Genomic DNA, 15,058 nt, shown 5'->3' on the forward strand with positions numbered 1-15,058 from the left:
TATTCCCAACTTAGCTGAATTTACTCTTCAGCATTAAAAATAGGAAGTAAGTGCTGCCTATAATAGCGACCAACGTGCCAGCTGCGACCTGACTTGGATAAATAGCGATTTGTCCTAGCCAATCTGCCCACAACATTAGGGTTGCGCCAATTAAGGCACCGACACACAGTTGCTCTTTCACTTTTCTTGCTCCTAACATCATCGCCATATGGGGAGCGACCAAGCCAACAAAAGATATTGGACCAACTGTAGCCGTAGAAAAGGCGCATAACAAAGCAACGATGGTGAGCATAAGCGTATTGGCTACGGTAGGGTTAAGCCCTCGTGCATTTGAGAATTGTCGCCCGATGGAAATTAGTGTTAGCCAACGAGAAATCGAGAATACAGCGGCAAGCAGAACTATTATGGCCAAACATAACATCAGTGCGGTGTGGGCTGTGACTCGATAAATTGAACCAGTTAACCACAATAAAATTTTGTAACTGTCACCAGAACCTTGAGCTAGCGAAAATTGAACAAGAGCTTCTAGTAGTGCCGTTAGTGCGATGCCGGACAACACGAAGTTAGATGGATTAAAATGGCTTCGTTTACCGATAATCAGCAATAACATCAATACGGACATACTTCCGAAAAAAGCGATACCCCAGCTAAATGCGGAGAGAAGCGACCCAGCGATGACTCCTGTCGTTATAATGGCAAACGTGGCTCCGGAAGACACACCGAGAATATCGGGACTTGCCAGAGGGTTATAAACAATGCGTTGCAAAATGATTCCGGCAACGGATAGCGCAATACCGACAGAAAGTGCGGTTAACATTCGCGGCCAACGCAATTGCCATTGGAACTCACCTGGCACAGACCATTGAATTCCGTTTATACCATGGGTAACGAATGAGTAAGCTAGAATCCCAACCAGACTGAATAGCGCAATGCTGCATACCGCGCGTTTAGAAAGCGCCGTTTTTCCTTGGCTCATTGAAAGGTTAAGTTGATCGGTTGCCGTCAGCTTTTTACGAGTAAACCAAATTAAAGCGGGAGCGCCAATAGCTGCAGCCGCTACACCGCTAGGAATGGTTTCCTCTAACCATAAGCTCAGCGAAATAGCGGCAGAGTCTGTGATGATTAGTAGCATTGCGCCCAAAAGCATGCTGCTGATCAATTCGTCGCGCGGTGTTCTTGCCCCCATCGCTCTGGCAATATTGGGTGTCAGTAATCCGATGAAGCTGATAATGCCAACTGCGGTGATTGAGGCAGATACCAGCCAAATACCCATCACCATTAACGCACCAAACGCGGGTAATACCGCTAAGCCTCGGGCTGCTGCGCCTTCTTGTCCTAGTTTCATTAAGGTCAGAATACGTGGTGCGACGATCAAAATTACGATTGCGATAGCGCAGCGAGGCAATAACCACTCAAACCAATCCCAGCTGTATTGAGAAAGATCTCCGGCTCCCCACATAAAAATATTCTGTGCGAACTGGGCGTTTATAATAATAATGGCTGTGGCGATAGAACCGAGCAAGATATTGATCACCATCCCCGAAACGACCAGCGGCAAACCTGTCATGTTACGCACACCTGCAATTGATACGATCAGGCCAAACGCCACTAAAGCCCCCACCATTGCGGCTAATGCAGAGTAATCGGCTACCCAATCGACGAACCAAATATTTACCACGACTAATGCAAGCCAAGCACCAGAAGAGGTGCCAAGAGTCAACGGCGAGGTGAGGTTATTCTGCGTTAATTGCTGCATTAAGCTGCCGGTGAGACCAAGCATGGCACCAACAAGCAGGGTCATACTTAACCTAGGAAGCTGCGCTTGCGTAAAGAATACATCACGAAACTCGGTTGCTACCTCTGGTTTTGTTAATAATTGCCATTGTTCGAAAAGTGATAAATTAGTATCAATTTGTAGGCTAAAGACGCTAAGTAACGTAATCAGCGCCAGATAACCAATATAATGTTTCGTTCTCATTGTTCTGGTGCCAACTCTATTAGACTGTCGGTAATCGCTTCGGCGGTGTATTGCAAAGACATGGCACCGCCATACGCCCACACTGCTCTGACTGAATTTACCCGCTGCTTTTTCACAAACGGCATCGCTTGCCAAAGTGGCGACTCTTTCAGTTTTCGTTCTTCTGGGAAAGGCTGTACGTAGAGAACGTAGCTGTTTTTGAGGCCCTGAAGCCGATTGATTCGATCTTGCTTTACTCCCCACGCACGTGGGTCCTCTTTAATTGGAGCCTGTAATCCCAGTTTTCTAACCACGTAGTCAGTGGTGGAGTTTTCGGTTGCAAGTAATACAGTATTCGGGGTTGAAAATCGCATCACAAGAACGCTGAGTGGAGCAGAGTAATAGTGGCGAATTCGCTGGCGCATCTGCGCAAATGAAGCATCTAATTCTGCCAGTTTCTGTTCAGCAAGTGCCTCTTTATTGAATAGCTTGCTGAGCGTACGAAAGTGACGAATGGCCGTTTCAGCTGCGGCCTCATTTTCAGAAAAATTAGGTAAATAGATTACCGGAGCAATTTGTTTGAGTAACGGAATCAAGTCTTGCTGTGGAGACGCAGCAAGGATGACATCTGGTTTCAAACTGGCTATTTTTTCTAAGTTGGGCTCTGCTCGGGTTCCAATATCTTCAATTGACTCTGGTGCAGTTGGATTGACGACCCATTGGCGGTAGCCTGGTAAATTTGGGGCTGCGATTGGTTCTACGTTTAGCGCCAAAACTTGTTCTAAGATGTCCCAGTTTAAGGCAACAACACGTTGTGGCGCGTGCTCAAAACTATGCTCACCATATTCATCGGTAACGGTGATGACTGCATGTGCATTGGTCATAAAAAATGCGAGGAGAAAAGCAGATTGTGTAACCACGGTAAGTAAACGAGCCATTATGCGCATACAACAGCCACCTTTTGGCTCGCTAATGTGTTAGCCGGGCTTGGGTGCTCAATCAGCTTAATTGGTGACTCATATAGTTTAGAAAGGCGTGCCTCGTCTAACAACATGTCGGCGTTGCCTTCGAAGGCAATTTTACCTTTTTTGAGCGCAACAATGTGGGTGGCGTAGCGCAGTGCTAAGTTCAGATCGTGCAGGATCACGATAATGCCTACATTCTCGGTTCGATTCAGTTCTGCCAGCAGCGCCATTAGTTGAAACTGATGGTGAACATCGAGCGCCGAGGTTGGCTCATCGAGAATTAAAATTGGCGATTGTTGAGCCAGTAGCATAGACACCCAAGCACGTTGGCGCTCACCGCCCGATAAGTCATCCGCCAAAGCTTGAGCAAAAGGTGTAACCCCTGTTCGTTCCATAGCCTGCGTGATGATCTGTTTGTCTTCGGTTTTCCAACGACCAAGTGCCCCACGCCACGGAAAGCGACCTAAGCGCACTAGCTCTTCGACCGTTAAACCAGCTGAAGAGGGCAGCTTTTGTGGCAAATAGGCGATCTGTTTTGCCAACTCTTTGGTTTTAAGTGATGAAAGGGAAGTATCGTTTAGTGTTACCGTACCTTTATCTGGCGACATTTGACCAGAAAGCAGGTTCACCAGTGTCGACTTACCTGAACCGTTATGGCCTAAAACGACCGTTAGCTCATTTGTTGGGATGTTAAGTTGTTCGATGCCGAGGATCTGACGTCCACCTCGCACGATCTCAATATTAGACAGTTGAAACATGGATGGCTCTTAGGAGAAAACTCCCCTCAATAGAGGGGAGTAGAAGTACAATTACCAGCGGTAGTTTGCGTTTAGCATAACAGAGCGAGACTGGCCGTAGTAACACCAGTAATCGCAACCTGAAACAAACTCTTTATCTAGGATGTTGTTCACGTTTAGCTGTGCTTGCCACTGTGAAGTGATGTCGTAAGTGACTGACGCATCCCAAAGAGTGACTGAAGGAACCGTTAGGTTCGAGCTCTTAGGGTTATCTTTTGACTCACCTACGTAGCGCACACCAGTACCGATATTGAGGCCTGGAATCAGGCTGTAGGCGCTGTAGTCTACCCATGCAGAAGCTTGGTGCTCAGGAATAAGTGCGGCTTGTTTTTTACCTTGGCCAAAGCTCTCATCTGTTTTCGCTTTAGTGTAGGTGTAGCTTGCCATCAGTTTTAGATCGTCTGTTAGCTGCGCCGTGCTTTCTAGCTCAACACCTTGAGATGTCACTTCACCTGTTTGTGTCGCAATCCATGTTGATGGGTTAGTGACCAACGCGTTCTTTTGCGTGATGTCGAACCATGCAAGGTTGATAAAGCCATCTATAAAGCTTGGCTCATACTTCACCCCCACTTCTACTTGCTCGCCTTCCAGCGGTTTGTAAAGTTCATTGGTTGCCGTATCAATAGTGCTGATCACTTCAAACGACTGAGAGTAGTTTGCGTAAGGTGACAGGCCATTGTTTGCAAGGTACATCACACCCGCACTTAGAGATAGCTGACCATCATCACGAGATTCACTTTGATCAACGGTAGCGCCTTTGCCAGAGTTTTCTGTTTTCACCCAGTCGTAACGAGCACCGATGTTACCAATCCACTGTTCATGCAGTTTCAATTGGTATTGTGAATAGAGACTTGCTTGAGATTTCTCAATCTCACGTTTCACGTTGTCGGCAGGATCAAGAGGGGTGAAGTTGCCGTAAACTGGGTTCCACGGATTGATGGTGCCAAATGCGTAGTTGTCCTGCTCGTCGCCATCGGTTTTGTGGAATTGCAGATCCATACCGATAAGCACTGTGTGCTCTGCGTTGTCTGTCATCCAGTTGCCGACAGCATTGTTATCGAACGTGATGCTCTGGTTTTTTCCGTCACGGAATACGATGCCTTGCGTTAATTCTTCTTTCGCTGGATCGTTGTTTGAGAACGCGTAAGAGCTGCGCAAGTACAACTCATTCGAACCGTAGTTGAGGTTTTGCGAGAGTGACCACGTGTCATTGATGTCGTGCTCTAGTAAGTAACCCAGAGAAAACTGCGTGCGTTCGTATTTATCGTAGTTTGGCTGACCAAGGTTAGTCGAAGGATCGATTTTGCCAAAGTTAGAACCAATCAGAGTACCTGCTGCTGGGAAGAATGGGTTAGTTGGTACACCGTCATCACGAAGGTAAGTTGCCAAAACGGTCAGCATTGTACGGTCAGAAATGTCGAACTCGACACTTGGCGCTAGGTAGAAACGCTCGTTGTTTGTGCCGTCCAGTTCACCATCTTGGCTTGTCATCAAGCCAACCAAACGATAGCGCACAGTGCCTGCGTCGTTTGCTTCGTCAGCAATGTCAAAACCTACGGATTGGTGTTGGTTGTTGCCAACTTCGACTTTTACTTCGCCTTGAGGCGTAAACGTTGGTTTTTTTTGCACCGCATTCACGATACCGCCTGGTGCCGATTCACCAAACAGAATAGCCGATGGACCTTTAACGACTTCTACACTTTCTAGGCCGTAAGGTTCGACCAACCATGTGTAGTAACCATCGCGGAATAGGCGGTTGCCGTTTAGGTAAGTCGCTGCATCAAATCCACGAACTTTGAACCAATCAGTGTCGTTGTCTGCGCCATAAGGCTGAGCGGTTACACCAGATGTGTAGCGTAATGCTTCATCTAGTTTTTTCGGTGCACGAACACGAAGTTCATCTTCAGAAATGATAGATACGCTGCGCGGCGTTTCTGCTGCCGGGGTTTCTACTTTAAGTGCTTGCGCGGTGACCGTTATGGTCTCCATGGCAATCACGTCATCTTGTACGACGTCTTCTTGAGCTTGTGCTGTGAATGCAACCACTGCTGTAGGTGCTAAAGCACAAACCAACGCGTTGCGGATAGCGATGGTCAGTGAGTTATTCTTTTGCATAAATCTATTCCCGATAATTATGATTAACGCTAAGCTTAATTGTAATTATTATCATTTGAGCTTTTGTTTCGGTATTTTACTGACTTTTGTATCAAAAGATAGTAAAACGTTCGCAAATTCATTCGCGGTACCTAAAGTCATTGTTATGTTCAATTGGTTTGAAAAACTGACCCAACCCTTTCCCCAGATGGAAACCGAAAAGCCACCGAAGACGCTATTTGGCTTTTGTCGTTTTTACACTCGTGGCTTTGAAGCCCCTTTACTCGTTATGGCTGTGTTCAGTGCGCTTATTGCCATTACTGAGGTGACGCTGTTGCGTTATATGGGCGAGCTCGTCGATATTCTCTCTAATCAAGAACGCGCAACATTCTGGCAAGACCAGGGTGATCGCATGCTAATGATGCTGTTCTTAGTGGCGGTTGTGATGCCAGCTCTCGGTTTTGTCCACTCAATGGTGATGCACCAAACGTTATTGGGTAACTACCCGATGTCTATCCGTTGGTTGATTCACCGTTACTTGCTAAAACAAGCGGTTGGATTTTTCCAGCGTGACTTTGCAGGCCGAGTTGCGACCAAAGTGATGCAAAGTGCGTTAGCGGTACGAGAAACGGTCATGAAGCTGGTGGATGTACTGGTTTATATCAGCGTTTATTTTCTTTCGATGCTCTGGATGATGGGCGAAGCCGATGGTTTGCTAATGTTGCCTATTGTGATTTGGATAGGAATGTACGCGGTTATCCAGTTCTACTTTATCCCTAAAATGAAACAAGTAGCGACAGAGCAAGCGGATGCTCGTTCTGTAATGACTGGGCGCATTGTCGATTCTTACACCAACATATCTACCGTAAAGCTATTCGCGCACTCGCAACGAGAGTTGGAATACGCAGAAAGTAGCATGAAGCAATTTTTGGTGACGGTTTACCGCCAAATGCGCATGGTGGCTTGTTTACTGTTTAGTGTGGATGCCATCAACTATTTGCTGCTGATGTCTATTAGTGCCATTTCGGTTTATCTATGGCTAGATCACGCTGTAACAATTGGTGCTATTGCGATTGCCATCAGTATTGCATTGCGCGTACAAGGTATGTCGAAGTGGATCATGTGGGAAGTTAGCGCGCTGTTTGAAAACATTGGCACGGTAGTGGACGGCATCAATACGATTTCAAACGATGTTGAAGTGAAAGACGTACCAAATGCTAAGCCTTTGCAAATCTCCCAAGGTGAGATCTGCTTTGATCACGTAGGTTTTAACTACAGTGACGAGAAGGCGGTATTTGAGAACTTGAACCTGACTATCAAACCGGGCGAAAAAGTCGGCATTGTCGGTCGTTCTGGGGCAGGTAAATCCACGTTGGTCAACTTGTTGCTGCGTTTTTACGACGTAAATAGCGGTAAGATTTGTATTGATGGACAGGACATTTCTCAAGTTGAACAAGAGTCGCTTCGCCAACACATCGGTATGATCACGCAAGACACCTCTTTGCTGCATCGTTCAATTAAAGAGAACATTCTTTACGGTGATCCAGGTGCTTCAATGGATGCCGTTATCGCAGCTGCTGAGAAAGCACATGCTCATGATTTCATTCAATCTCTACGAGACGAGCAAGGTAACGTTGGCTATGACGTTGAAGTGGGTGAACGCGGTGTGAAGCTGTCTGGTGGTCAGCGTCAACGTGTGGCGATTGCTCGCGTTCTGCTGAAAAACGCGCCAATTTTGATCATGGATGAAGCAACGTCTGCACTTGATTCAGAAGTAGAATCGGCAATTCAAGAAAACCTTGAAGTTCTGATGGAAGGAAAAACAGTGATTGCGATTGCTCACCGTTTATCAACGATTGCCGCGATGGATCGTTTGATTGTAATGGATGACGGCAAAATCATTGAGCAAGGCTCGCATTACGAGCTGCTGCAATTGGGTGGTGTTTACGCTCAGTTGTGGAAGCATCAAACCGGCGGATTTTTGTCTGAGCAAGGTGATGCTCAACTGCAAGTCATCTAATATGACGCTACACGAAAGAGGAGCAAATGCTCCTCTTTTTTGTGTCTGTCGTTTATACCGAGTAAGTAGGCGTTAATGGGCAACGTTAACTTGTGATTATTCATTAAGTTAGGCTAACTTAATGATGATTATGTTTATAACTCACTGTCGTTATTGAATTTTTTACGCTTTTTTTACGCGAACTCCGAATGGGCTTTTGCTAAAGTTTTCTACATCGAATTTTGGTTGATGTATTTTATGTTTGTTCAATGGCGAGATAACACCTTTCTCTTTTCTACTACCGTGATTGTTGGCGCGGTTGTCGTCTCATGGTTGTTAGACCAACTGTTTGGCTCTACAGCCGCAGTCCTGCTGATTTTACAGTTAGCGGTCGTGGTAGTGGCGTTTCAATGCAACTCGCGATTCGCTTATGCGGCGGCGGTGATCGAAGCGTTGAGCTTCAACTTCTTTTTCACGACGCCTCGTTACTCTTTGCAGATGTTTCGTCCGGAAGACATTTTTAATTTAGTCGTGTTTATGGTGGTGGCATTTATCACCAGCACCTTTGCGGATCTTTATCGTCGCCAGCAGGGCGAGTTAAAACAAACCAAGCTGCAAAACAGCATCCTGCTATCGGTGTCCCATGACTTACGCACGCCGCTGGCAACCATTATTGGAACATTGACCACACTCAACGAGTACATGCCCAAGCTCAATGGCTTAGAGCGTAAAGAATTGCTCGACAGTGCGACTTCAGAAAGCCATCGCTTGCATCAATATATCGAGAACCTCTTACAGGCGACTAAGCTCCAGCACGGCACATTAAAAATTACCAAAAAAGATGAGTTGATTGCAGATATTGTTCGGGGTGCGGTTTCTCGTTTGCCAAATTACACCGAGAAAGTGTCCATGAATATGGATGATTCCGTTGATTATTTGTCAGTAAGTCGTTCGCTCATCGAACAAGCGATTTTTAATGTGCTGGATAATGCCATGCGATTTTCACCAGAGAATGAATCTGTTGAGGTTTCTCTTTCTAAGCAGGGTTCGTCGTGCGTGATTGATGTTCGGGACATGGGGATTGGCATCAAAGCTGAAGATGCGGAAAAAATATTCAACCTTTTCTATTCCGGCGCGAACAACAAATCGGCCGATTCAGGCACCGGAATGGGACTCGCGGTTGCCAAAGGCATCATCATCGCACACCAAGGAGAGATTCAATCTATGCCAGTATCAGAAGGGACGCTGATCCGCATTCTACTTCCACTCAATCAAGGAGCAGAGCAGGCGTGAGTTACAAAGTTTTAGTCGTGGACGATGAGCCTCGCATTCATACCTTTATTCGAATTTCGCTGTATGCTGAAGGGTTTGATTACATTGGCGCGAGTACCATTGCAGAAGCCAAAGCGTGTTTCGAAGCACATTCGCCACACGTCATTCTGCTAGATTTAGGCTTGCCCGACGGCGATGGGAAGGAGTTTCTCACTACGCTTCGTCAGACGTATAAAACGCCAGTGCTAGTGCTGACGGCTCGCGATCAAGAAGAGGAAAAAATCCGCCTTTTAGAAGCGGGCGCGAATGATTACTTGAGCAAGCCTTTTGGCGTAAAAGAGCTCATCGCGCGCATCAAAGTGCTGGTTCGAGATTTGGTGGATGAGCAATCCATCGCTGATGAGCTGGTGGCTGGCCGAGTCAAAATCATCAAAAGCACTCACCAATTTTGGTTGGATCAGAGGGAAATTCCACTCACCAAGAAAGAGTTTTCTTTCATTGAACAATTGATTCTCAAGCCGGGAAAGCTCATTGAGCAAACTCATTTGCTAGCGGTGATTTGGGGAAAAAGTCATGTCGAAGATACTCACTACTTACGCGTGCTAGTGAGTCAACTACGCAAAAAACTGAACGATAGTGCTGACGAACAGCGGCTATTAAAAACCGAGCCGGGGCTGGGTTATCGTTTAGTGCTTGAGACGTCCAAGCACCACTAAATTCCAAATTTAATCAACGTTAATGCCAAGGTTTAGTGCTGGTTATCAGCACTCGAACAGGATTCGTGTTGCCTATTTTCCGCGACGGAAAATCAGTCTAGCCCTTAACGCATTAGCATTTTCTATACATAAAACACAGTTAGGTATTGATATGGCTCACTTTACAGTAATTGGTTTAGGGCGATTTGGCGTTGCCGCCAGCTTAGAACTTATTCATCTTGGACACACCGTAGCGGGGGTGGATAGCGACCCGAAAATCGTCGAAAAATACGTCGAAGAGTTAACGCAAGCGGTCATATGTGACGCAACAGACGAAGGTGCACTCAGAGAGTTAGCGCTAGCGAACAGTGATGTGGTGTTGGTGGCGATTGGTGAAGACATGCAAGCCAGTTTGTTGTGTACGCTGGCGCTGAAAAATCTGGGTGTGAAATCCATTTGGGTCAAAGCGAGCACCAAAGCGCACCATACCATCGTGTCTAAGCTTGGTGTACAACGTATTATTCATCCTGAAGAGGAGATGGGCGTAAGAGTCGCGCAGGCACTCAACTATCCGATGGTGAACAACTATTTAGAAATGGGGCATGGCTTGTATGTGGTGGAAATCCACGTTAAATCCAATCTGCACGATACGCCGCTTTCTAAGTTGATCAGCCGAGGCAGTTACAACATTCAGCCTATCTTGGTGAAGCGCGAAGAAGCCGTCTACACCAATATCAATGATGAGTTTGTGCTTAATGAGTTCGACACGCTGTTGCTTTGTGGTAGTCGCGCTGAGCTGAAATACGTCGCTCCAAGGTTGGTGTAACATGGTTTTGTGGCATCCCTCTATTATCCCAATAGAACGAAAGCCCAAAGCGGGCAAAAAACTGTTGGGCGCACCGCCATTGATACTTAGCCTCAGCTTTGCGTGCTTGATCATGCTCGGCACGGTCTTACTCAAACTGCCGATTGCCACCACAGAGCCCATCACTTGGATTCAAAGCCTGTTTACTGCGACATCGGCCATTACGGTGACGGGATTAGTTGTGGTAGACACGGGCACGGCGTTTACGCCTTTTGGGCAAGTGGTTATTGCTTTCCTGATTCAATGTGGTGGCCTAGGTTTAATGACGTTTGCCATCGTGACCTTGCTGGCTCTGGGCGGAAAAATTGGCTTTTTGGAGCGAGCCGTCGCGAGAGAGGCGTTCAACCAAACTGACTCATCGACACTCATTGCCACCGCTAAATCTGTATTGATGTTCGCTCTGCTCGTTGAACTTATTGGTTTCACTATTTTGAGCGTTTATTGGAGTGAAGAGCTGGGTTGGAAAACCAGTTTGTTCCATGGTTTCTTCTACACCATCAGTGCGTTTAACAATGCAGGTTTTGCGTTGAGTGCCGATAGCTTAATGCCTTATGTGGACGACCCGGTCGTTAACTTCACCATTACCAGTTTGTTCATTATTGGTGGTTTAGGCTTCTCGGTTTGGATTGACTTAAAACGCAATCGCCGTTGGCACCGACTCACCGTTTACAGTCGAATGATGATCTTAGGCACGGTGATCATTAACGTGGTGGCACTTATCGCCATTTACCTGATTGAATATGAGAACCCCAATACGCTTGGCCCTTTGAGCGAAGCAGGGAAATGGTGGGCATCGTGGTTTCAAGCGGTGACGCCAAGAACGGCAGGGTTCAACACTTTAGCTATCGATCAGTTGGAAGATGCCACAACGGCGATCATTCTGGTGTTGATGTTTATCGGCGGTGGATCATTGAGTACGGCAAGTGGCATTAAAGTTGTGACATTTATGGTATTGGTCTTGGCAACTTACAGCTATTTGCGTCGCGATGAAGCAACCTATGCCTTTCAACGCGAGATTCCCAAAGAGACCATCAGCAAGGCATTGGCGCTGACTCTGATCTCGGTGGGGGTGACTTGGTTTGCCATATTCACGCTGTTACTGACAGAGAAAGCGTCTATGTTAGATATTACGTTCGAAGCGGTCTCGGCACTGGGTACGGTTGGGTTATCGCGAGGCTTAACGGGCAGTTTGTCCGAACCAGGTGAGTTAGTGATCATCTTCATGATGTTTATGGGACGATTAGGGCCTCTTACATTAGCGTACTTCTTAGCCAGTCCAAGAAAGAAAAAAGCGCGTTACGCGAGTACTAAACTGGCAATAGGGTAGATGGGCTAACTCGAAGAAAGTGAGCAAAAGGCTAGGCAAAAGAGGAGTAACTGCTCCTCTTTTTGTGCTCGTTGTAGCCACGAAACTGTATACGGCAGTCTCTCTCACAACAATTTATGATTCATCTCTATTTTTTATCATTTATAAATTGTCGTTTTTGAGGTGTTGTCCAGAATGGCATTATCCACGTGCAACATAAGATTGCCGGGAATAAAAATAATTACAATACTGCCTTACTGGAAGATACATGAAAATCAAACCCCTCCCTCCTTTAAATAGCCTCGTTGCGTTTGAAGCGTCGGCGCGGCACTTGAGTTTTACGTTAGCCGCTGACGAGCTAAACGTGACCCAAGGTGCTATCAGTCGCCAAATTAGACAATTAGAAGAATACTTAGGCAAGGCTATGTTCACGCGAGCCAATCGAAGCATTAATTTAACGCCTACAGGTCTTCAATATTATCAAGCTGTCAGCCAATCTTTGCTCGATATTGCTCAAATCACGGGTGAAGTGAAGAAATGGCAGGGCGAACAAAAGATCACGGTTGCGACGACAAATGCAATGGCAGCCTTGTGGTTGTTGCCTAAGGTTGCTCAATTTCAAAATGAACATGATGACATCGATATAAGGATATTGGCCTCAGATAATGTGTTGGACTTACGCCGATTGGATTGCGATCTCGCCTTGTTTTATTGTCGCACTCCACCTGCGGAAATGGATGTGACAACGCTATTTTCAGAAGAAGTATTCCCTGTGTGTAGCCCGCTTTATTTAGAGAAAATCGGCCAGCCTAGTGAGCCAGAAGAAATCTTCAATAAAACGTTACTCTATCTGGAAGAGTCTCAAAGAGATTGGGTGAATTGGGAGCAGTGGTTTGCAAGTGTGGGGTTGCCAAATATTTCGCCTCGTAATCGCATGAACATCAATAACTATCCAATGCTGTTACAAGCGGCAATTAATGGTCAGGGAATCGCGTTAGCCTGGGGGTCATTAGTGGACGACTATTTACAAAGCGGCGCTTTGGTTAGGCCAGTCGAACACGTGCTTTCAACACCTTCCAATTTTTCTATGCTTGAACCTAAAAATAGAGGTTTAATCCCAGCCAGCGTCAAACGTTTTAGAGAATGGCTTTTGCATCAGTTGCCAGATGAGGTAGGTGATCGAGGCTTAGCTTAAATCAATAAGCAGAGAAAATAACAGAGTTTGGTAATGTTAAAAAAGCGGGAATATCAGTTCCCGCTTTTTTAATTGATTGATGAAACGACGCACTAACTTAGTACTGGTCCCTGATTAAGTGTGGAATCATCTTTCAGCGAGGATCTTGAAGCGATAGGCTCGAAAGCCACAGTTTTGCTTTCAACAAGCGGTTCAACAGGACCATCAAGTTTCTCTTGCTCTGGGTGAACATGCTCAGGAAGCATTGCCCATGGCTTAGGTTCGCGTCGAATACTATGGAACAGCGTTAAGCTCATCACCGCGATAAAAATCGCGATAGGGAAACCGGCAATAATGGAGGCAGTTTGCATTGCTTTTAACCCTCCTGCGTATAGAAGTACTCCCGCAATGGCTGCGATCATGATCCCCCACAATACGCGTATAGAGGTAGGAGGCTCACTGTGCCCAGCGGCATCGAGGGTACATAGAACCAAGGTACCCGAGTCTGCGGAGGTAATGAAATAAGTACCGAGTAATAGACACGCAAGCACGCTAAGTAGTTTACCAAACATACCTGTATCTAGATTGTCGAATAGCGTAAACAAAGCGCGTGTCGTATCGGCTTTAGTCGCTTCAAGAATCGGGCCGCCAGAAAAATCCGCAGGTGGTGTTTGTTTGGCTTCTTGTGCCGCAGTGACTTGCTCTTGATGAGCAACACGAGCGTCTTGCTCTACCTTCAACGCTGCACCACCAAATACTGAAATCCATAAGAACGTGATCAGCGTGGGTACGATGAGAGCACCGCCGATAAGTTCACGTATTGTGCGTCCTTTAGAGATACGAGCCACAAACATGCCAACGAAAGGTGCCCAAGTCATCCACCAAGGCCAGTAATAAGCCGTCCACCAGTTTTGCCAGCCAGAGTCATTCTGTGCATCGCTCCATAAGCTCATACCGACAATGTTTTGTGCATAAAGCCCCGTACTTTCGAGTAGCGTATTTAAGATATAGCGAGTTGGACCAATGTAAAGTACGACTAGCACGAGTGCGAGTGAAAGCAGCATGTTCCATTCTGATAAACGGCGAATACCTTTTCCTACACCAGATAGCACCGACGCAACCGCACAAGTACAAAGGGAAACGATAATAAAGAGTTGAATCCCCAAACTAATGTCTAGACCAAAGGCTTGATTCAAACCAGAGTTTATTTGGATAACTCCCATCCCTAAGGTTTGAGAGATACCGAAAGCAGTCACCGCGACTGTTAGGATATCAACCGTGTGTCCGATAGGCCCATAAATACGATCGCCAATCAAAGGGTACAAGATAGAGCGTAGGGTAAAAGGCAGATCTTTACGGTAGGAAAAGTAAGCTAATGCGAGTGCCACAATGATAAAGACAGACCAAGGATGTAGACCCCAGTGAAAGAATGTCAGTTTCATTGATGTTGTTGCGGCTTCATTGGTCAGGCCTTGAGTAAATGGGTTGTCAGCGTAATGCCACATCGGTTCGGCGACCGACCAGAAAATTAAGCCTATCCCCATGCCTCCGGAAAAAAGCATGGATACCCAAGACAAATAACTAAACTCTGGTTTTTCGTCATCTTTACTCAAACGAATATGCCCATATCGACTAACCATAAGGTAAAGAAGAAAACCGACAACGAGTGAAACAAGTCCGATGTAAAACCACTTCATATTCTGTAGCAAAATGCCGGAAATCGTTTCGAAGTATTGGCCCGCTTGGTTGGCGAGAATGGCGCAGAAAAGTACAAAACCGATAACGACGATCTTTGATGCGATTGTCACAGTCGGATTGAGTCCTTTCAATATCCCAGATGTTGCTCTCATAGGCATCCCTCACAGTGCGTTTGTTTTAGCGTTATTGTTTGTTGCGTTATTGTTAATTTTTGAAAGAGAGTAGAGAGAGGGCTT

The 15,058-nt window shown here is 46.2% G+C and carries 11 protein-coding genes; 6 read left to right on the forward strand and 5 right to left on the reverse strand.

The window, feature by feature from the left end; all coding sequences use genetic code 11:
* Positions 1–10 precede the first annotated feature (10 nt).
* Genes fhuB through H9L11_RS18705 form a run of 4 tightly spaced genes read right to left on the reverse strand, consistent with a single transcriptional unit; the run spans position 11 to position 5,834 of the window.
* Positions 11–1,978: a Fe(3+)-hydroxamate ABC transporter permease FhuB gene (gene fhuB / locus H9L11_RS18690; protein WP_205391374.1), complete on the reverse strand. Its 1,968-nt coding sequence runs from the start codon at positions 1,976–1,978 to the stop codon at positions 11–13.
* Positions 1,975–2,904 (reverse strand): iron-siderophore ABC transporter substrate-binding protein, encoded by a 930-nt coding sequence (locus H9L11_RS18695; RefSeq protein WP_052767716.1) that lies wholly within the window; start codon positions 2,902–2,904, stop codon positions 1,975–1,977. The genes fhuB and H9L11_RS18695 overlap by 4 nt, the downstream gene beginning before the upstream one ends.
* Positions 2,895–3,680 carry an ABC transporter ATP-binding protein gene (locus H9L11_RS18700; protein ID WP_005375174.1) on the reverse strand — a complete coding sequence of 262 codons (786 nt, stop codon included), beginning with the start codon at positions 3,678–3,680 and terminating at the stop codon, positions 2,895–2,897. The genes H9L11_RS18695 and H9L11_RS18700 overlap by 10 nt, the downstream gene beginning before the upstream one ends.
* Positions 3,681–3,731: 51 nt before the next feature.
* Positions 3,732–5,834: a TonB-dependent siderophore receptor gene (locus H9L11_RS18705; protein WP_205391375.1), complete on the reverse strand. Its 2,103-nt coding sequence runs from the start codon at positions 5,832–5,834 to the stop codon at positions 3,732–3,734.
* Between the two features lie 145 nt (positions 5,835–5,979).
* Here H9L11_RS18705 and H9L11_RS18710 point away from each other — a divergent pair, with 145 nt between their 5' ends.
* The 6 genes from H9L11_RS18710 to H9L11_RS18735 all read left to right on the forward strand — a co-directional run bounded on the left by H9L11_RS18710 (position 5,980) and on the right by H9L11_RS18735 (position 13,145).
* Positions 5,980–7,833, forward strand: a complete 1,854-nt coding sequence (locus tag H9L11_RS18710) for an ABC transporter ATP-binding protein (protein WP_205391376.1) — start codon at positions 5,980–5,982, stop codon at positions 7,831–7,833.
* Between the two features lie 237 nt (positions 7,834–8,070).
* Positions 8,071–9,105, forward strand: coding sequence for a DUF4118 domain-containing protein (locus H9L11_RS18715; RefSeq protein ID WP_205391377.1), 1,035 nt, complete (start codon positions 8,071–8,073; stop codon positions 9,103–9,105).
* The gene (locus H9L11_RS18720; protein WP_205391378.1) at positions 9,102–9,800 is read left to right on the forward strand and encodes a response regulator transcription factor; all 699 of its coding nucleotides are present in this window, start codon (positions 9,102–9,104) and stop codon (positions 9,798–9,800) included. The genes H9L11_RS18715 and H9L11_RS18720 overlap by 4 nt, the downstream gene beginning before the upstream one ends.
* Positions 9,801–9,951: 151 nt before the next feature.
* Positions 9,952–10,605: a TrkA family potassium uptake protein gene (locus tag H9L11_RS18725; RefSeq protein ID WP_205391379.1), complete on the forward strand. Its 654-nt coding sequence runs from the start codon at positions 9,952–9,954 to the stop codon at positions 10,603–10,605.
* A gap of 1 nt (position 10,606) precedes the next feature.
* On the forward strand, positions 10,607–11,971 hold the full coding sequence (locus tag H9L11_RS18730) for a TrkH family potassium uptake protein (protein WP_205391380.1): 1,365 nt from the start codon (positions 10,607–10,609) through the stop codon (positions 11,969–11,971).
* Between the two features lie 247 nt (positions 11,972–12,218).
* Positions 12,219–13,145 carry a LysR substrate-binding domain-containing protein gene (locus tag H9L11_RS18735; RefSeq protein WP_054578636.1) on the forward strand — a complete coding sequence of 309 codons (927 nt, stop codon included), beginning with the start codon at positions 12,219–12,221 and terminating at the stop codon, positions 13,143–13,145.
* Positions 13,146–13,237: 92 nt separating this feature from the next.
* Here the strand turns inward: H9L11_RS18735 and H9L11_RS18740 are convergent, their stop codons facing one another.
* A complete protein-coding gene (locus tag H9L11_RS18740; protein ID WP_240199945.1) occupies positions 13,238–14,974 on the reverse strand; it encodes a BCCT family transporter in 1,737 nt (578 codons plus the stop codon).
* Positions 14,975–15,058: the final 84 nt, after the last annotated feature.

The sequence above is a fragment of the Vibrio sp. sp1 genome (assembly GCF_016920955.1).
Taxonomy (GTDB): domain Bacteria; phylum Pseudomonadota; class Gammaproteobacteria; order Enterobacterales; family Vibrionaceae; genus Vibrio; species Vibrio alginolyticus.

Coding starts and splice junctions, on each gene's coding strand:
- fhuB (WP_205391374.1), bottom strand. CDS start 1,978: ATGAGAACGAAACATTATATTGGTTATCTGGCGCTGATTACGTTACTT.
- H9L11_RS18695 (WP_052767716.1), bottom strand. CDS start 2,904: ATGCGCATAATGGCTCGTTTACTTACCGTGGTTACACAATCTGCTTTT.
- H9L11_RS18700 (WP_005375174.1), bottom strand. CDS start 3,680: ATGTTTCAACTGTCTAATATTGAGATCGTGCGAGGTGGACGTCAGATC.
- H9L11_RS18705 (WP_205391375.1), bottom strand. CDS start 5,834: ATGCAAAAGAATAACTCACTGACCATCGCTATCCGCAACGCGTTGGTT.
- H9L11_RS18710 (WP_205391376.1), top strand. CDS start 5,980: ATGTTCAATTGGTTTGAAAAACTGACCCAACCCTTTCCCCAGATGGAA.
- H9L11_RS18715 (WP_205391377.1), top strand. CDS start 8,071: ATGTTTGTTCAATGGCGAGATAACACCTTTCTCTTTTCTACTACCGTG.
- H9L11_RS18725 (WP_205391379.1), top strand. CDS start 9,952: ATGGCTCACTTTACAGTAATTGGTTTAGGGCGATTTGGCGTTGCCGCC.
- H9L11_RS18730 (WP_205391380.1), top strand. CDS start 10,607: ATGGTTTTGTGGCATCCCTCTATTATCCCAATAGAACGAAAGCCCAAA.
- H9L11_RS18735 (WP_054578636.1), top strand. CDS start 12,219: ATGAAAATCAAACCCCTCCCTCCTTTAAATAGCCTCGTTGCGTTTGAA.
- H9L11_RS18740 (WP_240199945.1), bottom strand. CDS start 14,974: ATGAGAGCAACATCTGGGATATTGAAAGGACTCAATCCGACTGTGACA.